The sequence below is a fragment of the Algoriphagus sediminis genome (assembly GCF_030403435.1).
Lineage (GTDB): Bacteria > Bacteroidota > Bacteroidia > Cytophagales > Cyclobacteriaceae > Algoriphagus > Algoriphagus sediminis.
The window spans coordinates 11,707-33,465 of the sequence record NZ_JAUEPH010000006.1 but is presented as its reverse complement, the minus strand read 5'-3'; the positions used below and the strand labels follow the sequence as shown (position 1 = coordinate 33,465).

Here is a 21,759-nt window from a genome sequence, read left to right as displayed (position 1 = left end):
TACAATTTTCCTTCTTAATCTGCTTTGATCAAGCTCTGACCTACCTTGCATTGCAGACATTTTTTCGGAGTACAGTAGTTTTTATAAAGGCCGATCATTCCTTGTGTATCAAAGCCATTGCCAGCTTCCCATCCGGCATTTTCAAATAGTCCAATGATAGAATTGGACTCCGCAGGCAAACTTTGTAAAAGATCAAAACAGCGTTCTTTCCAGTCAGACTGGTCAAAATACCGACCATAGGAAAACCAAAGAGGTGTAACAAAATTGATCATCAATAAGTGGATGACAGTATTCGATATCTTCCTATCGGCTGCTTTTTTTGCCTGACCGGCAAAGGAATAATGATACTTCCAAAAGTCGCTTGGTTCAACCTGAAAAACCCTTTTTAGCGACTCGAAATCCTGCGTATCCTCAAAAATACAACCGTGTAAATCCGGAGCTTTAGAAAGAATGGAAGCCAACTGAGCGATTCTGAGCGTTGGGAAATTTCCTGGCCGAACTCTCGCAAAATCCCAATTCTGATATTTCATGGCCCTATCCCATGAGTATTTTTCTTTGAAAAAGGCAAATTCCTTTTTCAAGAAATCAACGTATGGTTCCGAACTCTCATCCGGCAAAAGCCCTGCCTGACCAAATAGCATAGCCTCAAGAGCGGAAACTTGGGGTCTATGTTTTTTCAGCGTTTTATAAAGGACCAGCTCAGCGAGTTCCTGCATGGAATCGGCATTCCTCTTAAAACCAAAACAACGAAACAGCCACCTATAGGCCGTTTCCTCCCAATCACCTTTGGTGTCGTTCAGGATGTTCAGTATCAGATTCGACTTCTCTTCGAGTCGCTCCACCAAAGCTTTTTCCAGGGTTGAGAAACGAATAATATCTGGAACTTCAGAAATGCCACTGGCACAAGGAAGCTTTTGCCGAAAATCCAGAGAATCCCTGTACTTTTTCCACACATCCAAAAAAATCCTTCCTTTCAGTTCAAGAGTGGCAATGGCGGTGCCATCATTTCTTCGTACCGGCTTATCCTCCTCCCAAACCACATGGAGAATGACGGAATTATATGCCGGGTCAGAATCATGAGAATGCTGTTTCCAATCACTAGCCCTTTTATGAATTTCGACATGGCCATGAAGGGAAAGGCCGTTCAGAGAAATCGTTGCCTCTAAAAAATCAGGCCCTCCGCCCGAATTATGAAATCCAACTTTAGTGATGGAAATAATTTCATTGTCTGTAGTCTTAAGTCCTCGCTTATCGAAGTATTGATACTTCCAGACGAGCTGTAAAAAATCCTCTCGAAAGTCCATGATATTTTAAGATTAAAAAGCTCACGGAATTTAACGAAAAAATTAAAAATGACAATGTCTTCCTAGTTCTAAAGATACTTGTCCAGCAAAATCCGCATCTCCTCTTGGAGTTTCTGAGCTTCTCTTCCGGAAGCCTTTGCAAAGTCTTTTTCTCCGGAAGCATAAATAATCCCCCGACTAGAATTGACCAAAAGGCCACAGCTCGAGTTCATGCCATAGCTCGCTACTTCTGACAGACTGCCTCCTTGTGCACCGACACCAGGCACGAGGAAGAAATGCTCGGGAGCGGATTTTCGCACCTCGCCGATCAGCTCTCCCCGGGTTGCACCGACCACATACATGAGGTTTTCCGGGCTTCCCCATTCTTGACTTTTAGCTAAAACCGATTTATAAAGGGGTTGACCAGATTCGTTCTGTATTAATTGGAAATCCGACGAACCAGCATTGGAAGTCAAAGCCAATAAAATCACCCATTTATTTTCAAACTCCAAAAAAGGAGAAACCGAGTCTTTTCCCATGTAGGGAGCCACGGTAATCGAATCAAAATCCATAGTCTCAAAAAATGCCTTGGCATAGAGCTTTGAAGTATTTCCAATATCTCCTCGCTTGGCGTCAGCAATGGTAAAAATATCATTGGGAATAAGCTCCTCGACCTTTGCTAGTGTCTCCCAACCTTTCGGCCCTAAAGCTTCGAAAAATGCAATGTTTGGCTTGTAGGCCACCGTGAAATCCGCCGTCTCTTCAATGATCTGCTTGCAAAAAGAAAAAATCGGGTCCTCCTCTTTAAGCAAATGTCTCGGGATTTTAGTTAAATCCGGATCAAGTCCAACGCAAAGAAAGGATGATTTCTTCTGGATCTGGGCGAAAAGTTCGGAGCGAGTCATGAAATAGTTTTTTTCAAATTTAAAGAATTCAAACTCATTGGCTTGGCTCAAACTCAACTTTCACAAAAGCCCCCATCAAAGAGACCCCTGCCGTAATCAGAAAAAAGATCAGGCTAAAAGCCACCGCTGCCGTCTCCTCAATCCCGGCATAGGTATGTGCATAGACGAAAACCAACTCCCGGGCACCCACTCCACCGATGGTAAGCGGCAGCACTGCAACGATTGAGGAAAGCAAAAAGACCAGCTGATAGGCTAAAATCTTCTCATGAATTCCTAAGGACATCAGGATAAACCAAGCACAGATCAATTGAGCGATCTGGCCAAGAAAAGACCAAAGATTAGCGGCCCAAAAAGAAGGAAGATAGTCCTTAAAAAAGAGTTTTTGGACCAACCAAAATCCCGGTATAGTCAGTACTAATCCTGCCATCATAAGTCCATTCCAGAGACTCGATTCTACAAAGTCAAGCTCCAGATCCACCAAAAGAAAAAGGCCAAACATAAGAAAAACAATGGCCACCAATCCGCCCAGTCGATCCAAAAGGGCAGATTGTACCAGCTTCTTCACGGGGGTTTTGAAATGCTTGTTCAGCAGATAAACCTTGTATCCATCACCTCCTATTCCGCCTGGAAGAAAGAGATTGTAAAACATTCCGATCAGGTAAAGCCTGAAATTGCTTTTCTCAGATATCTGCAATCCAATATCCTTGAAGTAAAGATTCAGACGAATAGCGGTGGCAACTTTGCTAAGGATGAAAAGTAAGATGGCCGGGACTAGCCAAAACCAGGAAATGGTCTTGACAATCTCCAGCAATTGCTGAGTATCAATCTTTCGAAAGACCAGATACAAGGCCAGTCCTGTAAGAACTAGCTTTAGAAGGGTTTTAAAAAGGTTTTTGTAACGGGTCAAGGTGAAGGCTTAATCGTTAAAAGTTAATCGTTAAGTGTTGAAGATTAAAAGCGCTGGATTTTGTTCTTTGGAAAATAGCATGTCCAGCATTTTGAAAGTCTATTTTCAGTCAGTTCTCGACTGCAAACTGCCACTGCCCACTTTGTTAATCTTTCATACTTCAGTTTTCTGACTTGATATAGCGACCTTCTCTCCAACATAAATGGACTTAATCTTATAGGTCTTCTTATCCTGTGACTCGAAATAAGTCCTTACGATGATCTCTGCAATTATACCCGTCGTAATCAACTGAATACCACCCAGAATCATAATAAAACCTAGAATCATCAAAGGCCGACCCCAGATATCCTCTCCAAAAAGTTTCAAAATCAGCAGGTAAAAACTAATTCCCATGCCTATCAAAAACGAGATGATCCCCAGGCCCCCGAAAAGGTGAATGGGCCGCTGGAAATACTTTTGGAAGAAGAGCATCAGAATCAAATCTGACATCACCTTAAATGTCCGGCTCAATCCATATTTAGATTCCCCATGAATTCTAGGATGATGCTTTACATCCACTTCGGTCATCCGCGCTCCCTGCTCTTTTGCCAAGACCGGGATGAATCGATGAAGTTCACCGTAAAGTCCCATGTTCTGAGCGATGTCAGCCTTGTAAACTCTCAGGGTACAACCATAATCCTTTAGATAGACCTTGGTGGTATTTCTGATCACCCAGTTGGCAATCTTGCTTGGAATTTTTCTCAGCACGAAGCCATCCTTTCGATTTGCACGTCTACCTGCTACCACATCCCACTCTTCGTCGATTGCCTTATTCAGCATCATCGGAAGATCCGTAGGGTCATTCTGCAGATCCCCATCCATGGTAGCAATGTATTCTCCGGTGGCCTGATCTATGCCTGCGGCCAAAGCTGTGGTCTGACCTCGGTTACGGTTAAAAATAATAAGCTTGGTTCGGGTGTTCGCGTGTTTCTTTACTTCCTCCACCGTCTTATCTGTTGAACCATCCTCAATCAAGATTACCTCATAATCAATTTCCACTAGAGCATCATAAACCTGCTCCAGCAGTGGCTTGATATTTTCTTCTTCATTGTAAACCGTGATCACCACGGATAATTTCGGCTGGCTCATGACATAAAATTTCGTCAAAAATACGCCAAATATCTCCTGCGACAAAAAAATGAAAGGAACCTGAGCCGAAACCGAATGATATTTGGTTAAAGAAAATGGAATCGGTTTATCTTTGGGGCATGAGCCAAAGCGAGCTAAACATTAATCCCTGGGTAGTTATGGCGGCCTTTCTGGCTTTAATTGGACCCTTCGCCCTGGATTTTCACATGCACTATCCGGATGAGATGTACTACTCGGACGCTGCGCTCAAAATGCTGCAGAACGGCGACTACCTCACTACCTATCTTGGCTCTGGCGAACTCCGTTTTAAAAAACCTATTCTTAGCTATTGGGCGGTGCTCGCTGGTTACCAAATCTTCGGGATCACTCCATTGGCCTCACGTTTTTTCTTTTGGCTGGCGGGTGCGGCTACTATCGGTCTAGCCTATGCTGCCGCAAAAGTAGCTTTGAATGATAAGAAAATCGCCGGATTAACCGCTCTGATTGTCGCTTCACATCCTATATTAATCTTCAGCGCTACCCGATCCATTCCAGATATTTTGCTTGCTATGACCATGACAATGGCTGGAGTCGGATTTGCTGGCTATTTCAGGTATGGTAATCAAGCTCCAAAGAAATTCTCCTGGTTAATTTACCTGGGACTAGCCCTTGCATTTGAAGTCAAAGGTTTACCCGCGGTGGCCTTGGGTGGACTTGGCTTTCTTTTTCTGTTGTTTAATCCCTGGCAACGTATTAAAATCACCAAACTTATTAATATTCCTGCCATTCTCCTGAGTTTGGTCCTGGCTTGCTTTTGGTTCGTAGCCATGTACCAAATTCATGGGTCGGACTACCTGGACTCCTTCCTCTATGATCAGGTGGGAACACGGGTTGGCTCGAGGGTTGGATTAATTTTCAGCAATGGCTTAATCGCCACCTTGCTAATGGTGGTTGTTTTCATCCCTTGGTTTTTATTCGGCTTTAAAGGACTTAAAGGCACTTTTAAAAATCTTTCCAAAGAAGAAAAGGCCACACTTGGTTTTATTGCCATTTGGGTGATTGGAATACTTGGAATGTCTGCTCTGACGAGCAAATTCTATGAACGCTACCTCCTTCCGGTTATCCCCATGGCTGCGATCGGACTAGCCTGGATTTTGATCAAAAATGGTTTTCTAAAAAACCTCAAGGGTCAAAAATGGGCATTGGGATTCTTCCTTATTTTGAACCTGATCATTCTCATTTTCGGTCTTTACCTCAATTCAAACCTGGGTGGAAGTCTGTTCATTTGGGCTCAAATGGGCACAGCCCTTGTCGCTTTGATTTATCTCTCTCAGCTTTTTATCCAAGGCAAAAAACTTCCAAAGGCCATCGCTTATTCCATTCTTCTGCTTTTCTTCGGAGCATCTATTTCTACGTATCAAATCTCTCTCCCCGAGCAGGGTCAGCAAGCGAAGGAGTTTGTGAAAAGTGAAAATGTTTCGACCAATGATAAGATTGGGTTCATCGGAAACCTACACGTAAGTAGCAAGATTCGAATTGGGCTGGGAAAAGAATATAGTTTTATCGACTTACCAAGATTTGAGTTTCGGGAGGCCATACCGGATTACAATCGACTTATCGTGGAAGACCGATATCTCGATAGTGCGGATTTCAGCGGATTTGATAAGAAAAAGCTCTCCACCAATTGGAACTCCAGAGCTATTCCTGAATTACTGATGAATGTCTCAAATCCCGAATTTCAGGAGATTTTGGAGGAAAATGGCAAAGTCTATTATTTCCTACAGCGGATTAACTAGTAGGTCTCCGGAACATAAGGATCAAACTCCGTAAGGTTTTGATAGACTTGAATAGTGGCTATTCTTAGGGGCAAACCTCTAAAAGTCACTGGAAACTTTTCCTCGTAAATCAGTCGCTGAAAAGAGGCGAACTCGCCAGGAGAATCATAATTCCAACTCACAAAAATCCCTGTCCTTTCTTGACCGAGGAATTGCTCCATTCCAGGCCAGAGATCAAACTGATTTCTACGTGCCCCCATATTCAACATATGCGTTTGAGGGTTTCCTTCCAGATAAAATGAAAGTTCTGAAGCCATATGATAAGTTTCAGAAAAATAGAAGGGCTCTTGAATCTGAAGACTGTCTTGGAGATGATTTAATCTATCTGCCAAAGGCTGATAACCGGACATCCTTCTGAAAACTGCCTTTTCTCCCTTTTTTACACCCTCAATGGATTTCAGAAATGTAAAGTCAGGAAGTACTAAAATCAGGGGCAAACCAATTCCAATGACTATTCCCCAGTTTCGAATCTTATGCCAGCTTTTGCTTTGTTCCTCCACCCATGAAGCCATCACAATGGGTAATCCCATATAAGCAAAAATGGGCCAGTTCACGATTACTTCAGTACCAAAGCTCAAAACTGCAAAACCTCCAAAGGTGAGAATGGCCGGAAGGATCAGGTAAAACTTTTCCTGACTTCTAAACTTCAGGACATTCTTCAAAGAACCAAAAAGCAAGGGAATGAAAAAGATGGAAATCATGGCTAATTGACCACCCAAATACTCGAAGAACTGAACCAGTTTTTGTCCGAAGGAAAAATCTGAATTGCTGCTTTCTCCTCCACCAGCAAGCTGTGAGAGATGTCGAAAAGTCATGAAGTCGTTTTGAAAGTTCCAAACCAACACTGGGATAAAACCCAAAGCCATCAATCCTGAAAAAAGAAGAAGCTTTGTCCACTTTTTCCCCAACTGCTTTCGCTGGAATAGATAGAAAATCAGAAAGGGAAAGGCGAGTAGCATCACAGCTTTGGACATCAGGCCCAAGGCCCCTGCAAGGCCAGCCAATGCCCACCATCGTTTCTTATCCTCTTTAATGCCTCGATAGAGCCAGAAAGCCATTAAGGCCCAAAAGAAGGCTACCGAAGTATCGGTGGTATGAAAAGTGGATATCAGCCACCAGAAAGGCATGGCCTGAAGAATCAGTGCCGACCAAAATCCCACCTTATCGCTGTAGAGATACGAACCGAATGTAAAAGTGACCCAGGCAGATCCCAGGCCAAATGCAATGGCAAAAAAACGAACACCTATTTCAGTGGTTCCGAAAATTGAGGTGCCGATCCAGTTCAGATATGCCACCATGGGGGGCTTCGAATAGTAATGCCAGGCCAAGTTCTCCGACCAGAGCCAGTACTGCGCTTCTTCTGTAAAAAGATCTATCTCGGGTCTAAAAGTGAAAATGACTTTGGCGGCAGCCAAAGCAAGGGTCACAATCCAGAAATAAAGCTTATAGTTCGGAGTCTTTTGCATGCCAGGTATAAAAAAAGCACTCTCTGGAATTCCAAAGAGTGCTCAAATTTAAGAGAATATTGCTTCTATTTCGCCAGAACCACTTTCTCCTTGTACTTCTTAATTTGACGTCTCAATCCTTCGATTGATTCATCTGCAGCAGCTTCGAAGGAATCCTTTTGATGCTTTGCGAAAAACTGCTTTCCGGGAACATTAAGCTTGATTTCTACAATCTTATTTTCATTACTGTCGTTTTTATCTAATCTCATAAAAACCTCTCCATCAATAATTCGATCGTAATAGGTATCGAGTTTATCAGCCTTCTTTTGAATAAAGTCGATCAATTTGCGATCGGCATCGAAGTGGATGGAGTGCATCTGCAGTTTCATATGATTTGCATTTTGGGTTAAACAATAAATTAAATTATGCTTTAGGATGTGCCTGATCGAACACAGCCTTAAGTTTTTCTAGTGAATTATGGGTATAAACCTGAGTGGCAGCAAGATTCGCATGTCCGAGCAAGTCTTTAACGGCATTCAGGTCGGCTCCTTTATTTAAGAGATGAGTGGCAAAGGTATGTCTCAACACGTGTGGGCTTCTTTTGGAAGTTTGGGCAAAAATATCAAGATAGTGACGGACAATGCGGTATATCATCATAGGATAACTCTGTTTGCCTTGATTACTGACAATAAAATAGGGACTTTGGCTTTCATTCGGAAACGTTTCTTCAAATACTTTTTGATACGAAACTATATTCTGTTTGAGACTCTGTGTAATAGGAATAATTCGCTCTTTTTTTCGCTTACCCAAGACCTTCACCTGACTTTCCATCATATTTATATCCGACCATTTTAAACCTATGAGCTCCGAAAGCCTCACTCCTGTGAGGTAAAGAAATTCGATTACCATACGATCTCGCTGTCCCTTAAAATCAATATCGAAATTACTTTCTTCTAATACGGACTCAATAGTCAGCTCTTGTACAAATTCGGGGAGTTTTTTAGGATTTTTCAGAGACTTTAACTTATAGGTCGGGTCCTTTGCAATCATCTTGGATCGAAGCAGGAATTTATAAAAGGACCTGAGTGTGGCGAGCTTTCTATTTACAGTAAGGCTGCTTTTACCTTCATCCACAAGATCAATGATCCATGCCCGAATTTCAGCGTGCCTGGCCATTTCGATCTCATCCAGGTCAAAGGACTGCTTCACAAAATCAGAAAACTGCTCCAGGTCTTTGGAATAAGCCAGAACGGTATGCTCACTGGCCTTTTTTTCGAATTGGAGATAGTTTACAAAGGAATCAATCATGCGGGGATCACTTGATTGAAGATAATCTAAAATGTTTAAGATTACGATTTGATCGGAAAAATACCTATGTACTCGTTGTAACTAACTGGGGCGGTTGTGTAGCTGGCGCGCGTTTGTAACACGTGACCAAACTAATCATTACCGCTACCTCGCTAGTGCTTGTATACAGCACCAAAAAAAAACGCAACCCCGATGGAGTTGCGTTGAATATTGACTACGGAGTCGAATTATTGATTCGCTTCGTTTTGCATTCTCTGCTTGTAGGCAGCTTTGATTACCTGATCTCTTCTTTTCACGGAAGGTTTGGTGAATGCCTGACGAGCTCTCAATTCTCTGATTGCTCCTGTCTTGTCAAACTTCTTCTTAAAACGCTTAAGCGCTTTTTCGATTGATTCGTTTTCTTTTACGTTTACTACTATCATAAGTGGACACCTCCTTTCGCGGATGCAAAGGTAGCGAAAAGTATTTATATAAATAATTAATGCTCTAACAATTATTTTCAGGACTAGAGCGCGTTATACAATGCATGCTTAACAATTGTCCAACACTACACCACCCTACCCTAATCACACCGGGCGGAGTCGAGAAGCCTCCTCAAACTCCCGGTAACGCGCGTTTGCAACGCGTCCTTTCCCAAAAAAGACTGTCCCTTCCTAACAAATTTCCTTTAAACTAAAAAAGCCTGTCGATCACTCAACAGGCTTTATTTATTCTATCGAATTTTGTTAATCAACTACTTTCTCCGCGAGCAAGACAATCACATTGTCCTTCACCTCTACCACTCCTCCATCCACAATCATAGATTGCTTTCCTTCTGAGGTAGTAAATGAAACTGCACCTTTGGCCAGAGCCGAAACTATTGAGGCGTGATTATTCAATACCTGAAATGCTCCACCAGCCCCAGGGAAACTTGCCTCGCTTACTTCACCTTGAAATACTTTCTTATCCGGTGTTACGATTTCTAAATGCATTGATTTATTTCTTAATCGATTCTTAAAACTGTCGACGTCAGCTGATAACTGCCAACCGACAACTGAAATTACTTAGTCTCTTCAAGCATCTTCTCTCCCTTAGCAATCGCATCTTCGATGCTACCTACCAAGTTGAAAGCCGCTTCCGGAAGGTGATCTAGCTCACCATCCATGATCATGTTGAAGCCTTTAATGGTATCCTTAATATCTACAAGCACTCCTTTAAGACCTGTGAATTGCTCAGCTACGTGGAATGGCTGAGAAAGGAAACGCTGTACTCTTCTGGCTCTGTGAACGACCTGCTTATCCTCTTCGGAAAGTTCTTCCATACCAAGAATCGCAATGATATCCTGAAGCTCCTTATATCTCTGAAGAATTTCTTTCACTCTCTGAGCACATCCATAGTGTTCTTCACCCAAGATTTCTGGAGAAAGAATTCTAGAGGTAGAATCCAAAGGATCCACCGCTGGATAGATACCTAGCTCGGCAATCTTTCTTGAAAGTACTGTAGTAGCATCCAAGTGAGCAAAAGTCGTTGCTGGAGCAGGGTCAGTCAAGTCATCCGCAGGTACGTAAACGGCCTGAACAGAAGTAATCGAACCATTCTTAGTAGAAGTAATTCTTTCCTGCATGGCACCCATCTCAGTAGCCAGTGTTGGCTGATAACCTACCGCAGATGGCATACGACCTAGAAGTGCAGACACCTCAGATCCTGCCTGAGTGAATCGGAAGATGTTATCGATAAAGAATAGGATATCCTTACCGGCTCCATCACCTTCACCATCTCTATAATATTCTGCCAAAGTCAAACCAGTCAAGGCCACTCGAGCACGCGCCCCTGGAGGCTCGTTCATCTGACCGAATACGAAGGTTGCTTTGGACTCTTCAAGTTTCTTCAAATCAACTTTGGAAAGATCCCATCCACCCTGCTCTTCCAGAGTTTCTACGAAATCATCACCATAAGTCACAATACCGGATTCGATCATTTCTCTTAGAAGGTCATTTCCTTCACGAGTTCTTTCACCCACACCAGCAAAAACAGAAAGACCTGCATATGCCTTAGCGATGTTGTTGATCAATTCCTGAATCAATACTGTTTTACCTACACCAGCTCCACCAAACAAACCAATCTTACCACCTTTAGCATACGGCTCGATCAAGTCAATAACCTTAATTCCCGTGTAAAGTACTTCTTGAGAGGTAGAAAGATCTTCAAACTTTGGTGCTTGTCTGTGGATAGGAAGTCTTTTACCTTCTGGCAATTGAGGAAGACCATCGATCGCCTCACCTACCACATTAAAAAGACGACCCTTGATTCCTTCACCGGTTGGAACAGAAATAGGCTGACCCATGTCGGTCACTTCCATTCCTCTTACCATACCCTCAGAAGAGTCCATGGCGATAGTTCTTACTCTATCCTCACCAAGGTGTTGTTGAACTTCCATCACGACCACCTGGCCGTTTTCTTTAGTCACTTCCACCGCGTCAAGGATGTTAGGTAGCTTACCACCTTCGAAGGCTACGTCCACCACCGGACCAATCACCTGTGTTATCTTACCAATATTTGCCATTTGCTTGAAATGAAATGTAGATTGAATCTGCTTTATTAATTCGAGCGCAAAATTAATCAATAAAGCCTAAACCCAAAGGATATTTGGAAAAATAAACCCACTCTTCATCAGGCCTCTTTGAAGATTTTGATTTAAGCCGAATTTCTGACTATTCCGCTTGCGCAAAGCTCCTTTCCTTGCCATTCATACCGCGTATTCTCTCATTGATTTATTCCTTCAAATCATAAATTTTTTCTAAACATTTTTATTTGGATTGAGTCTAAGTAAGCATATCTTTGTATTGTAATTAATAATTGATCTAAATAATGATAGTGAGAATCCTTTTTGTTTTCAGCATTCTTTTGGCCGCTTGTTCACCCCAGGCCAAAGAAGCAAACACGGGAAGTAGTGAGACCAAGATTATCACCGCTGGAGGAACAGTTACCGAAGTAGTGCATGCTCTTGGCTTTGGTGATCAGATTATCGCCACGGACATTACCTCCACCTACCCCGCTTCTATGCAGGATCTGCCTTCTATAGGATATAGGAATCAAATTAAAGCGGAAGGTATTTTGGCCTTGGGACCTGATTTGGTGCTCATGGAAGAAGGATGTCTCTCTGATGATGTGGTGGAGCAGTTAAAGGCAGCTCAAATAGACATTCGGTCTTTCGCTAAACCAAAAAGAGTTCAGGAAACATATACCCTTATCGATGAATTGGGAAGTTTTTTGGATGCCGAGACTCAGGCGAATGATCTTAAGGAGTCCATCGGAGCGGACTTAGCGAAATTAGAAGAGTATTTACAAAGTCAGGAGTCCCAGCCCAAAGGAGCATTTATTATGGCTCGAGGACCACAAACCGTTTTCCTTGCTGGAGAAAAGACCTTTGCAGAGGAAATCTTTGGCTTAGCCAAAATCAATTATGCAAGCACAGGATTTGATGATTTCGTGCCTTTAACGCCAGAAGCATTGGTGAAAATCAATCCTGATTATCTGGTATTCTTTGAGTCTGGAGTTCAAAGTTTAGGTGGAGAACAAGGTCTTGCTTCAATACAAGGAATGACCGAGATCACTGCCTTTAAAGAAGGAAATATCGTGGCTTTGGACGGAAATTATCTTTCCGGATTTGGGCCAAGAGTCGGGAAAGCAGCACTTGATCTGGCTAAAGCAGTAAGAGAATAGTGAATCTTTCCCTTAAGACATATAGCAATCAAAATGCGATCAGGCTTTCTCTTTTGGGGACTGTTCTCATGGTGGTATGCATAGCTTCACTTGGACTGGGAGCATATTCTATCCCCCTGGATAATACAATTGCGATCCTTTTGAATTCCCTGGGTGTTAGTGTTGATAATTTCGAGGCCAGCCAGGCAAATGTCCTTTTACAAATCAGACTACCCAGAATCCTGCTCAATCTTTTGATTGGTGGAGGACTTGGAATAGCAGGAGCAGCACTTCAGGGCATGTTTAGAAACCCGCTAGTCGAACCGGGTCTTATAGGTGTAAGTAGTGGAAGCGCTCTTTTCGCAATCATTTTTATCGTTTTTGTAAGCGGAGGAACCAGTGCAGGTTTCTTAAATAATCTTGGTCTTCCACTTTTTGCCTTTATCGGAGGGCTTATTCATGTAGCTGCCGTTTTCAAGCTTTCTACGAATCGAGGAACTTCCGACACTGCGACTTTAATTTTGGCGGGAATTGCAATCAATGCCTTCGCTGGTGCTCTGATTGGGCTGGTTTTATTCTTTGCAGATGATTCAGCACTTCGGAGCTTTACTTTTTGGAGTTTGGGAGACATGAGTGGTGCCACCTGGCAAAAACTTCCTTTTGCCCTGATTCTAATTGGACTTCCCACTTTTCTGATTTTACAAAAGACTAAGGAACTGAACGCTCTTTCTCTAGGAGAACAAGAAGCATTTCACATGGGCGTGCCTGTGAATCAGGTAAAAATTCAACTTTTGGTTTGTGCAGCTTTAATCGTGGGTGTAGGCGTTTCCATGGTTGGCGTGATTGGCTTCGTAGGTCTGGTTGTGCCTCATTTGGTGAGGTTGATTTTCAGCGCAGATCACAGAATCGTGTTGCCAGGATCATTCTTTTTAGGAGCTATTCTTCTCAATGCCGCTGATCTGATAGCCAGATTGATTGTAATACCCGCTGAAATGCCGATCGGAGTGATCACAGCTTTGTGCGGAGCACCCTTCTTTATCTGGCTCATCTTTAACCTGAAAAAATCTTCTTCCTGATGCTAGCTGCTAAAAACCTACATTATTGTATTCAGAAAAGGCCTATCGTGGATGAGGTCAGTCTGGAAGTAAACCCTGGAGAAATTCTTTCCATTCTGGGACCTAATGGAGCAGGGAAGTCTACCCTATTTAAAATTCTGAGTGGAGAAATTCCTTGTAAGCGCGGTTTCGTAAGCTACAATCACACGGGTTTAGGAGAGCTAAAAGTTCATGATCTAGCCAAAATCCGGGCAGTGCTTCCTCAGCACTCCCAGGTGAACTTTCCTTTTTCTGCCAAAGAGGTCATCTCTCTTGGGTTACATCAGGTAAAAGTATCAAAACATGAGCAAATTCTCCAAGAGGTGATGGAAATCACCCGAGTGATGCAATTCTCAGATAAGCTGTATCAGCATCTTTCCGGTGGGGAAAAACAGAGAGTGCAATTGGCGCGGGTGCTATGCCAAATCTGGGAAAGACAGCCCTATCCACGGTACCTGCTTTTGGACGAGCCCACTTCCAGTTTGGACCTTGCACAGCAGCATGCAGTCCTGAAAATTTTAAAACAGCTTACGCAAAGGAATATTGGCGTGGTGATCATCCTTCATGAGCTAAACCTTGCCGCCCAATATTCTGACCGCATCGCACTGCTAAAGGATGGCACTCTTCAAAAATGGGGCAATGTGAAAGAAATCATGGATGAGGAATTACTGGAGAGGGTATTCGAACACCCGGTTCAGCTCATCCCCTATCCCTGCGCTGCGGGATGCATCGTAGCCTCGGGTTTACAAAATCAAGCATATCAAAATCTTAACCAAGCATAATCATGGAAACTTCAACTCTTCAAAACACAAGCCTTAAAGAATCCTGGGAAAAACTAAAGCAGGAAGAACCAAAGCTTCGTATTCGTGATGCCGCCAAAAAATTGGGCGTTTCTGAAGCTGAATTACTGGCCACAGGCATAGGTGAGAATGTAATCAGACTGAGCGATGACTTTGTGGAGCAAGTCCAAAAATTCCCAACCCTTGGAAAAGTAATGGCGCTTTGCAGAAATGAAGGCTGTGTGCTTGAACATAAAGGAACCTTCCAAAAAATAGACATCATGTCTGCGGGTCCAAATAAGATTGCCACTGTGATCGGGCCTATCGAGCAGAGACTTTTCTTCCACTCCTGGAAGTTTGGCTTTGCGGTGAGCAATGACACTCCTAGAGGCCCAATGTTCAGCCTTCAGTATTTCGATAAAGCCGGAGAGGCCATTTTAAAGGTTTTCCTTCAGGATAAATCAGATTATGATGCTTCTGAGGTATTGGTTAATGCCCATACCGCTGAAGTTCAAAGTGCTGAGTTGGATATTGAGACATTCGATGTTCCGGAATACACCTCAAGGGAAGATCTCGATTTCGAAAATTTCCAGAAGGAGTGGGAAGAGATGAAGGACACTCATGATTTCTTTGGAATGCTAAGAAAGCATAAGCTAAATAGGCTGGATGCTGTGAAGTGGATCGATGACAAGTGGGCTTATGAAGTAGATAGATTGGCAGTGAGACAAGTTCTGAAAGTGGCCGCTGAAACCAAGTTACCTATCATGATTTTTGCAGGGAATAAGGGCAACATTCAAATTCACCAGGGTAAGGTTAAAACCATCAAACCCATGGGAGATTGGCTGAATGTCATGGATCCCGAATTTAATATGCACCTCAATGAATCCATTGTGGACCGTTCCTTCGTAGTTCATAAAAACACGGATGACGGATTGGTATCATCCCTCGAACTGTTTGATAAAAATGGGGAAATGGTAGCTCAATTCTTTGGGTTGAGAAAGCCAGGAATCCCTCAAAAAACTGAATGGAAAGAATTAGTTGATAGCCTGAAGTAAAAATAGAAGCTGTCTCTCGAATACTCGATGTCACATTGAGCGCCTGCTTTTAAGGTAGGCGCTCCGTCTGACAACCGCATCTGAAGAGCCAGCTAAAATTTTGATTCTATGTTTAGAATTAGTCTAATTAAAATAACAATAACGGCCTTTCTGAGCTTGAGCCCATTGCTGCTTTGGTCGGCAGACCGAATAAAAGTGGTAGACGCTGAAGGGAAACCCATTGTCCATGCCTTAATCCAAGTGGATAATCAAAAGCCAGTACCGGTGAATGCTCAAGGTGAGTTTGACATTCAAAGTAGAAATTCTGAGGATCGAATTCTAGTTTTTGCCATGGGTTATGAGACCATGGTTCTAAGTGCTGAGGAATATGATGCCTTGTCTGTAATTACTCTTGAACCTAATCAAGAAGCCCTTGATGAAGTGGTGGTTTCTGCCACCAGAACCGATAGAAGTGTGGAAGACCTGCCCATGCCGGTCACGGTGCTAAGTCAAGAAAAAATTCAGGAAACAGGCGGTATTCGACTTTCGGATGTTTTGCGAGAGCAAACCGGTCTTCAGATTACTTCAGAGCATGGTTCCAACCTTCAGATGCAAGGTCTGGACTCGGATTATATCCTAATTCTTTTGGATGGGGAGCCACTAGTCGGAAGAACGGCAGGAACTTTTGACCTGGACAGAATTTCTGTTTCGAACATTGAGCGCATCGAGATTCTTCGTGGTCCGTCTAGTGCTATTTATGGCAGTGAGGCAATGGCTGGTGTGATCAACATAATCACTAAATCGGGAACCCAACCCAAGACGCTTAACCTTGGGGCAAGGTATCGTAGTTTCAATAGCTGGAACCCTTATGCTGAGTTGGGAATAAATCAAGGTAATTGGAAGATAGATGCCCTTTATGATTACTTTCAAACGGATGGATTTGACCTTACGCCAGAGGTAGTAGGGCAAACTCAAAACCCCTATGATGCACAAACCGCCCAAGTAAAGATTTCAGGAGATATTTCTGAAAAACTTGAGCTTAGCTTATTCGCAAGAGGATATCTAGAAAATGCCACAGGCGCTCTGGAAGTAAACGCGGGGGATCCGAATCAGCGATTAGTTTCTCTTGACAACCAGCTCAGAGACTGGAACTTTAATCCGACCATTCGATTCAAACCCAATGAAAAGTGGCTGCTTTCCTTACGAGGAATGAGCAATTGGTACTCTACTCTTGCCGATTCGAGAATCCAAAATTCAGAGGAAGTATTTGATCTTCAGGGATTTGATCAATTCTTCCATCGAACTGAGTTACAGTCAGACGTCCAGGTGAACGATCAAAACCTCTTGACTTTTGGTTTAGGGCAAATCATCGAAACCGTAGAAGCGACGAGGTATGAAGATAAAAATCGATTTGATGCAGGGTATTTTTACTTTCAACATCAATGGAACCCTTCGGATCGTTTCAACATGATCTCTGGCTTCCGTGCAGATCTTCACAGTGAATATGGCGGTAGAATAAGCCCGAAAATTTCTGCTCAATATGAGGTCTCAGAAAAATTATCTGTCCTCGGGTCTATTGGTTCCGGTTTTAAAGCTCCGGATTTTCGCCAGTTACTTCTGAACTTTAACAATGCTGCTGCGGGATATTACGTCTTCGGTTCTACGATCGCAGAAGAGGGAATTCAGAATCTCGAGGAACAGGGACTGATTTCCCAGATTCTCATTAATCCAGAAAGCATAGGAGAATTAGAAGCAGAAAGCTCCTGGGCATTTAATGGAGGAATCAAGTGGACGCCAGACCCAAGGGTAAGTATTCATTTGAATGCCTATAGAAATCGAATTGAAAACCTGATCGAAACCGCTCCAGTGGCCAGATTAGTCACTGGGCAAAATGCTTTTTCATACTTCAATATCAATTCGATTGTGACCCAGGGAATAGAATTGGATCTGGGGTATACCTTCAGGGAAAACCTACGATTCAGCCTGGGATACGCATTTCTGGACACAAGAGATCTGGATGTTTTAGATCAGATTGATGCAGGAAAACTATTCAAAAGAGACGAAAGCAATATCACCACATTAGTGACGCGTTCGGATTATGGTGGCCTTTTCAACCGGTCCAGACACAGTGGGAATTTTAAGGTGAATTATAAGGAAAGAGCTACTGGAATCAATCTGGCCTTGAGAGGGATTTACAGAGGCAAATTCGGTTTTGCCGATCTAAATGGAAACCTCATTCTGGATGATCCTTCAGAATTTGCCGATGGTTGGCTGAGTCTGAATCTTACCGCATCAAAGAGTTTTTCCGATCGCATCAATCTGGAGATCGGAGGAACTAACCTCTTGAATACTCAAACCCCAAATCAACCTAACAATCCAGGCAGAATAATCTTTGCCGGGATCAACATTTCAATTTTCGAAAACTAAATACAAAATCAATTCTAATGAAAACTTCAATCAAACAACTAGCTATTTCCGCCTTGGCTCTCACGCTATTTACGGCTTGTTCTGAAGGTGATGATCCATTACCGATAGTTCCTGTGGAAACTCAGATGGTCCAGGATTTCGAGGCACCTAATGATGTGATCGATAGAACAACAGGTACCATCGTTGAGGAAAGACCTTTCCAATATTTCAGCCTGGAGCAAAATGCACAGGTATCCGAGGGTGATGACTGGGACCTTGCTTTTAAGGGAACCACTATTCGAGTGAATGCCACGAAAAACGTATCGGCGGCCATCGTAACCGGAATATTCGATCAGATTGATTCAGTTCCTGCCGACGCCAGCTTCGCTTCAGATACTGAAACTGAGCTAGCTATCCCAACCGGAGGTGGAAATGGATGGTATAATTACAATCCTGCGTTGAATACCATTACGCCTATTCCGGGTAGGGTGATTTTGGTGAAAACTACTGAAGGAAATTTCGTCAAAATGGAGATTTTGAGTTACTACAAGGGGAATCCTCCAGTGGCGGAAATTGACCCTTTTACCACTCCAAGTGCACATTACACCTTCCGCTTTGCACTTCAGCCAAACGGAAGCACAGAATTTTAATTCATGGATTTAGATTTATGAAAAAGGGAGATTCGGATACGGATCTCCTTTTTTAGTCCAAAACCCTACGACCAAATAAATAGGCTCGGGACCAGTATCGATTACTGAGATAGTCTTCGGATACTCCTAGGGTTTTTGAGCTGTGAATGAAGCGAATATCCTGTTTTGATACTTCGGTCACTATTCCTGCGTGTGTTACTCTTTTTCTTTTTTTGCTCGTCGCAAAGAAAACCAGGTCACCTGGCTTTAAATCTCCCTTCCCCACTTTCTTTCCTACCTTTCCTTGATCAGCAGAAATCCTTGGCATAGTGATTCCTACAGGATAAAAAGATCTATAAATCAGAGCAGAGCAATCAATTCCGGAGCGAGTAGTACCTCCATATTTGTAAGGAGTGCCTGTGTAGCTTCTGGCGGTATCAATGACCACATTAAAAGGCTCGTTGGCCACATTCTTTTTTGAAGCACAGGAAAAAGCAAAAACTGTTAAAAGAATGAATCCTGATGCTAAAAATCTAAATGCCTCGTTTCTCATACTTTTTTAGAATTAACAAGGATAATGCCGAACAGGTAAATGGCTGTTGCGTTAAAGAAAACGCCATGAATTGATTAAATTCAGCATCCTGAAAAAATGAGTAAAGAAGACTTCCATAATCTCCCTTTTCACAAAAAGATCAACCTACTGTATACGGAAGGTACTTTCGTAGTGGGTATCCGGTATTATGGGCATAAGGTGAACCTATACCTTTTAGACGATGAGTACATTGAGGTTTTCTATAATCACAAACTCGACAAAATCGACAAGATTGATTTTTTACCCCGAAATCATACCAGGATGAAATTTTACCTGGATCAGATTCAATTGGATTAAAAAAACCGGATAGTCTTCACTACCCGGTTTTTTTTTGGTTGGAATCCTTTAAAGCTTTCGCTTAATAAAGTCAGTCATCTGTGTGTAAAGATGCCAGGTGGTGTTTCCACCATAGATCCCATGGTTTCGGTTTGGATAGTAGAACGTCTCAAATTGCTTATCCGCCGTGATCAAGGCATTAACCAGATCTACGGTATTTTGGAAATGAACATTGTCATCACCAGTTCCATGGATAAGCAGGAAGTTCCCTTTCAGCTTATTTACATGATTGATTGGACTGTTTTCATCGTAACCTGCCGCATTCAGCCGAGGCGTTTGAAGATAGCGCTCTGTATAAATCGTATCGTAATATCTCCAGGTAGTCACCGGGGCAACGGCTATGGCTGCTTTGAAAACATCATTCCCTATCATCAAGGAAAGAGAAGACATATATCCTCCGTAAGACCATCCCCAGATTCCGATTCGCCCTGGATCTACAAAGGACTGCTTGGCAAAATATTTAGCTCCTTCTATCTGATCAACCGTTTCCAATTTTCCGAGATTTGCATAGGTGGAATGCTTGAAGTCTCTACCTCTGGCACCCGTTCCTCTGTTATCCACACAAGCTACAATGTAGCCCTCAGCCACTAAGGCTTGATGCCACATATCGCGACTTCCACCCCATCGGTTTACCACGTTTTGGGAACCGGGACCACCATACACATACATTAAAACCGGATATTTCTGATTTGGGTCAAAGTCCGCTGGCTTAATCATATAGCCATTTAGTTCTGTACCATCTACAGTCTCAAAGGTGAAAAATTCCTTTTGCCCAAGGGAAAATGAAGTAAGGGTCTCATTCAAAGCCTCATTGGTCTCCAGGACAGTCACTTCTTTACCCTTAGCATCCATCAAAGTTACCGTTACGGGCTTTTCTGTGGTCGAATAATAATCAATAAAATACTGATTGTCCTTACTCATATTGATAGTATGGGTGCCCTCAAGCGGAGTTAAAATCTTTTTACCTTTTCCATCAAAGCCGCTAACGAATAGATTTCGCTCCAGGGGTGATTGCTCGGTAGAGATAAAATAGATTTTTTCTTCTTCCTCATCAATACTTACCACCTCAGTTACTTCCCAATTCCCTTGAGTAATTTGATTTATCAAAGTTCCATCCATGGCATGATGATAAATATGCTTGAATCCATCCTGCTCAGAAGTCCGGATGAAGGACTCTCCATCAGCAAGGTATTTCAGATCATCATTATAATTCAGGTCCACATAAGTTTTAGAAGACTCAGAAATGATCAATTCACTTTCGCCCGTTGTGGCGTCGGCATGAAATAAATCAAGCTGATTTTGAAGCCTGTTTAATCTTATAAAGGCCAGCTTATTTGGATCCCGAGTCCAATAAATCCTGGGAAGATAAATATCAGTTTCCTCTCCTGCATCTACCCTTATCGTTTCTCCGGATGCTAAATCATAGATATGAATACTTACATCAGAATTCTTCTCACCTGCCTTTGGGTATTTAAATTTATAATCCTGAGGATACAGAGGTCCCCAAAGCTGCATATTGAATTCCGGCACTTCACTTTCGTCAAAGCGGATGAAAGCAATCTTCTTTCCGTCAGGGGACCATTTAAATGCCTGAGCCATTGAAAATTCCTCCTCATACACCCAGTCTGCAGAACCATTGATAATCTTGTTCCACTCACCATCCTCTGTTATTTGAGTAGTCTCCCCACTCGAAAGATTGGTCATGAAAAGGTTGTTTTGCTTTGCAAAAGCCACTTTATCATTGTCTGGTGAAAGGGTGGCATAAGAAATTTTTTCACCTTCTGCCAATTCAGTCTTGGTTCCACTTTCCATATCCACCACATAAAACACACCCATGGAAGAGCGTCGATAAATGGACTCCACATCAGTAGAGATCAGGGCTTTCGATTCATCTCCATTGAAGGAATAGCTCTGGAAATTTACCCCAAGTGCTTTTCCATCGAGTAGCAACTCTTCCTGCTCACCTGTGGCTAGGTTCATTTTCACAACTTGAGTGTACCCCTGATTATTAATGAGTGAGGAGTAAAATTGTCCATCATTCATCCAGTTGATTCCTCGCACCGTCTTTTGAGAAAATGTACCTTTCTTGAATACATCTTCAAGAGTTACCTCTTTTTTCTCTTGGGCATAGCCCAAAGAACTCATCATGAACAGGGCTACTAAAACTAGGATTAGTCTATTTTTCATAGGTATTATTTTATCTCCTTTTTATAAATTCTCACGAAGATAAAAAATTAGTATTCCATTTCTTGACCGTTTAACAAGATCAGTTCCCCATATTTTTTCACAAAGTGTGGCATGGCTTTGGTACAGACATGAACTTACCATTCAAAATTTGGCATAGGCTTCCCAAAGCAAAAATTTCCTTTGAACATTCCTTTAATCTTAAATGAAAATTGAATTAATTCGCTGCCAAAT

At 42.6% G+C, this 21,759-nt stretch carries 20 protein-coding genes; 8 read left to right on the top strand and 12 right to left on the bottom strand.

The genetic code is table 11. The features are described 5' to 3' along the window. Positions 1 to 14: 14 nt before the first annotated feature. The 4 genes from QVH07_RS13670 to QVH07_RS13655 all read right to left on the bottom strand — a co-directional run bounded on the left by QVH07_RS13670 (position 15) and on the right by QVH07_RS13655 (position 4,223). On the bottom strand, positions 15 to 1,304 hold the full coding sequence (locus QVH07_RS13670; protein WP_290001285.1) for a DUF2851 family protein: 1,290 nt from the start codon (positions 1,302 to 1,304) through the stop codon (positions 15 to 17). Positions 1,305 to 1,372: 68 nt separating this feature from the next. Next, positions 1,373 to 2,188: an orotidine-5'-phosphate decarboxylase gene (gene pyrF / locus QVH07_RS13665; RefSeq protein ID WP_290001284.1), complete on the bottom strand. Its 816-nt coding sequence runs from the start codon at positions 2,186 to 2,188 to the stop codon at positions 1,373 to 1,375. A gap of 34 nt (positions 2,189 to 2,222) precedes the next feature. Continuing rightward, a complete protein-coding gene (locus tag QVH07_RS13660) occupies positions 2,223 to 3,095 on the bottom strand; it encodes a lysylphosphatidylglycerol synthase transmembrane domain-containing protein (protein ID WP_290001283.1) in 873 nt (290 codons plus the stop codon). Positions 3,096 to 3,248: 153 nt separating this feature from the next. Then, a complete protein-coding gene (locus QVH07_RS13655) occupies positions 3,249 to 4,223 on the bottom strand; it encodes a glycosyltransferase family 2 protein (RefSeq protein WP_290001282.1) in 975 nt (324 codons plus the stop codon). Between the two features lie 95 nt (positions 4,224 to 4,318). On the opposite strand from QVH07_RS13655, the gene QVH07_RS13650 reads away from it, so the two are divergent. Further along, a complete protein-coding gene (locus tag QVH07_RS13650) occupies positions 4,319 to 5,998 on the top strand; it encodes an ArnT family glycosyltransferase (protein ID WP_290001280.1) in 1,680 nt (559 codons plus the stop codon). Here the strand turns inward: QVH07_RS13650 and QVH07_RS13645 are convergent. The 6 genes from QVH07_RS13645 to atpD form a co-directional block, all read right to left on the bottom strand. After that, positions 5,995 to 7,503 carry an ArnT family glycosyltransferase gene (locus QVH07_RS13645; RefSeq protein WP_290001278.1) on the bottom strand — a complete coding sequence of 503 codons (1,509 nt, stop codon included), beginning with the start codon at positions 7,501 to 7,503 and terminating at the stop codon, positions 5,995 to 5,997. The genes QVH07_RS13650 and QVH07_RS13645 overlap by 4 nt on opposite strands. A 65-nt stretch (positions 7,504 to 7,568) precedes the next feature. Then, positions 7,569 to 7,871: a ribosome hibernation-promoting factor, HPF/YfiA family gene (gene hpf, locus QVH07_RS13640; protein WP_290001276.1), complete on the bottom strand. Its 303-nt coding sequence runs from the start codon at positions 7,869 to 7,871 to the stop codon at positions 7,569 to 7,571. Positions 7,872 to 7,905: 34 nt separating this feature from the next. Beyond that, a complete protein-coding gene (locus QVH07_RS13635; RefSeq protein ID WP_290001274.1) occupies positions 7,906 to 8,790 on the bottom strand; it encodes a tyrosine-type recombinase/integrase in 885 nt (294 codons plus the stop codon). 227 nt (positions 8,791 to 9,017) lie between these two features. Further along, positions 9,018 to 9,212 (bottom strand): 30S ribosomal protein S21, encoded by a 195-nt coding sequence (rpsU, locus tag QVH07_RS13630; protein ID WP_290001271.1) that lies wholly within the window; start codon positions 9,210 to 9,212, stop codon positions 9,018 to 9,020. 303 nt (positions 9,213 to 9,515) lie between these two features. Then, the gene (atpC, locus tag QVH07_RS13625; RefSeq protein WP_290001269.1) at positions 9,516 to 9,761 is read right to left on the bottom strand and encodes an ATP synthase F1 subunit epsilon; all 246 of its coding nucleotides are present in this window, start codon (positions 9,759 to 9,761) and stop codon (positions 9,516 to 9,518) included. A gap of 68 nt (positions 9,762 to 9,829) precedes the next feature. Further along, positions 9,830 to 11,332, bottom strand: coding sequence for a F0F1 ATP synthase subunit beta (atpD, locus tag QVH07_RS13620; RefSeq protein WP_290001267.1), 1,503 nt, complete (start codon positions 11,330 to 11,332; stop codon positions 9,830 to 9,832). 305 nt (positions 11,333 to 11,637) lie between these two features. Here atpD and QVH07_RS13615 point away from each other — a divergent pair, with 305 nt between their 5' ends. From QVH07_RS13615 to QVH07_RS13590, 6 genes are all read left to right on the top strand, one after another. Beyond that, on the top strand, positions 11,638 to 12,492 hold the full coding sequence (locus tag QVH07_RS13615; RefSeq protein ID WP_290001264.1) for a heme/hemin ABC transporter substrate-binding protein: 855 nt from the start codon (positions 11,638 to 11,640) through the stop codon (positions 12,490 to 12,492). Then, positions 12,492 to 13,547, top strand: a complete 1,056-nt coding sequence (locus QVH07_RS13610) for a FecCD family ABC transporter permease (protein WP_290001262.1) — start codon at positions 12,492 to 12,494, stop codon at positions 13,545 to 13,547. The genes QVH07_RS13615 and QVH07_RS13610 overlap by 1 nt, the downstream gene beginning before the upstream one ends. Continuing rightward, positions 13,547 to 14,347 (top strand): heme ABC transporter ATP-binding protein, encoded by an 801-nt coding sequence (locus QVH07_RS13605; protein ID WP_290001259.1) that lies wholly within the window; start codon positions 13,547 to 13,549, stop codon positions 14,345 to 14,347. Before QVH07_RS13610 ends, QVH07_RS13605 begins: the two co-directional genes overlap by 1 nt. Before the next feature lie 2 nt (positions 14,348 to 14,349). Further along, a complete protein-coding gene (locus QVH07_RS13600) occupies positions 14,350 to 15,399 on the top strand; it encodes a hemin-degrading factor (protein ID WP_290001257.1) in 1,050 nt (349 codons plus the stop codon). Positions 15,400 to 15,507: 108 nt separating this feature from the next. Continuing rightward, positions 15,508 to 17,805, top strand: coding sequence for a TonB-dependent receptor (locus tag QVH07_RS13595; protein WP_290001255.1), 2,298 nt, complete (start codon positions 15,508 to 15,510; stop codon positions 17,803 to 17,805). Between the two features lie 17 nt (positions 17,806 to 17,822). Continuing rightward, positions 17,823 to 18,434 (top strand): HmuY family protein, encoded by a 612-nt coding sequence (locus tag QVH07_RS13590; RefSeq protein WP_290001253.1) that lies wholly within the window; start codon positions 17,823 to 17,825, stop codon positions 18,432 to 18,434. Between the two features lie 52 nt (positions 18,435 to 18,486). Here the strand turns inward: QVH07_RS13590 and QVH07_RS13585 are convergent, their stop codons facing one another. Beyond that, positions 18,487 to 18,966, bottom strand: coding sequence for a C40 family peptidase (locus tag QVH07_RS13585; RefSeq protein WP_290001252.1), 480 nt, complete (start codon positions 18,964 to 18,966; stop codon positions 18,487 to 18,489). A gap of 96 nt (positions 18,967 to 19,062) precedes the next feature. On the opposite strand from QVH07_RS13585, the gene QVH07_RS13580 reads away from it, so the two are divergent. Next, on the top strand, positions 19,063 to 19,302 hold the full coding sequence (locus QVH07_RS13580) for a hypothetical protein (RefSeq protein ID WP_290001250.1): 240 nt from the start codon (positions 19,063 to 19,065) through the stop codon (positions 19,300 to 19,302). A gap of 48 nt (positions 19,303 to 19,350) precedes the next feature. Here QVH07_RS13580 and QVH07_RS13575 read toward each other — a convergent pair whose 3' ends face one another. Continuing rightward, the gene (locus tag QVH07_RS13575; RefSeq protein WP_290001247.1) at positions 19,351 to 21,528 is read right to left on the bottom strand and encodes a S9 family peptidase; all 2,178 of its coding nucleotides are present in this window, start codon (positions 21,526 to 21,528) and stop codon (positions 19,351 to 19,353) included. Positions 21,529 to 21,759: the final 231 nt, after the last annotated feature.

Coding starts and splice junctions, on each gene's coding strand:
- QVH07_RS13670 (WP_290001285.1), bottom strand. CDS start 1,304: ATGGACTTTCGAGAGGATTTTTTACAGCTCGTCTGGAAGTATCAATAC.
- pyrF (WP_290001284.1), bottom strand. CDS start 2,188: ATGACTCGCTCCGAACTTTTCGCCCAGATCCAGAAGAAATCATCCTTT.
- QVH07_RS13655 (WP_290001282.1), bottom strand. CDS start 4,223: ATGAGCCAGCCGAAATTATCCGTGGTGATCACGGTTTACAATGAAGAA.
- QVH07_RS13650 (WP_290001280.1), top strand. CDS start 4,319: ATGGAATCGGTTTATCTTTGGGGCATGAGCCAAAGCGAGCTAAACATT.
- QVH07_RS13645 (WP_290001278.1), bottom strand. CDS start 7,503: ATGCAAAAGACTCCGAACTATAAGCTTTATTTCTGGATTGTGACCCTT.
- hpf (WP_290001276.1), bottom strand. CDS start 7,871: ATGAAACTGCAGATGCACTCCATCCACTTCGATGCCGATCGCAAATTG.
- QVH07_RS13635 (WP_290001274.1), bottom strand. CDS start 8,790: ATGATTGATTCCTTTGTAAACTATCTCCAATTCGAAAAAAAGGCCAGT.
- rpsU (WP_290001271.1), bottom strand. CDS start 9,212: ATGATAGTAGTAAACGTAAAAGAAAACGAATCAATCGAAAAAGCGCTT.
- atpC (WP_290001269.1), bottom strand. CDS start 9,761: ATGCATTTAGAAATCGTAACACCGGATAAGAAAGTATTTCAAGGTGAA.
- atpD (WP_290001267.1), bottom strand. CDS start 11,332: ATGGCAAATATTGGTAAGATAACACAGGTGATTGGTCCGGTGGTGGAC.
- QVH07_RS13615 (WP_290001264.1), top strand. CDS start 11,638: ATGATAGTGAGAATCCTTTTTGTTTTCAGCATTCTTTTGGCCGCTTGT.
- QVH07_RS13605 (WP_290001259.1), top strand. CDS start 13,547: ATGCTAGCTGCTAAAAACCTACATTATTGTATTCAGAAAAGGCCTATC.
- QVH07_RS13600 (WP_290001257.1), top strand. CDS start 14,350: ATGGAAACTTCAACTCTTCAAAACACAAGCCTTAAAGAATCCTGGGAA.
- QVH07_RS13595 (WP_290001255.1), top strand. CDS start 15,508: ATGTTTAGAATTAGTCTAATTAAAATAACAATAACGGCCTTTCTGAGC.
- QVH07_RS13590 (WP_290001253.1), top strand. CDS start 17,823: ATGAAAACTTCAATCAAACAACTAGCTATTTCCGCCTTGGCTCTCACG.
- QVH07_RS13585 (WP_290001252.1), bottom strand. CDS start 18,966: ATGAGAAACGAGGCATTTAGATTTTTAGCATCAGGATTCATTCTTTTA.
- QVH07_RS13580 (WP_290001250.1), top strand. CDS start 19,063: ATGAGTAAAGAAGACTTCCATAATCTCCCTTTTCACAAAAAGATCAAC.
- QVH07_RS13575 (WP_290001247.1), bottom strand. CDS start 21,528: ATGAAAAATAGACTAATCCTAGTTTTAGTAGCCCTGTTCATGATGAGT.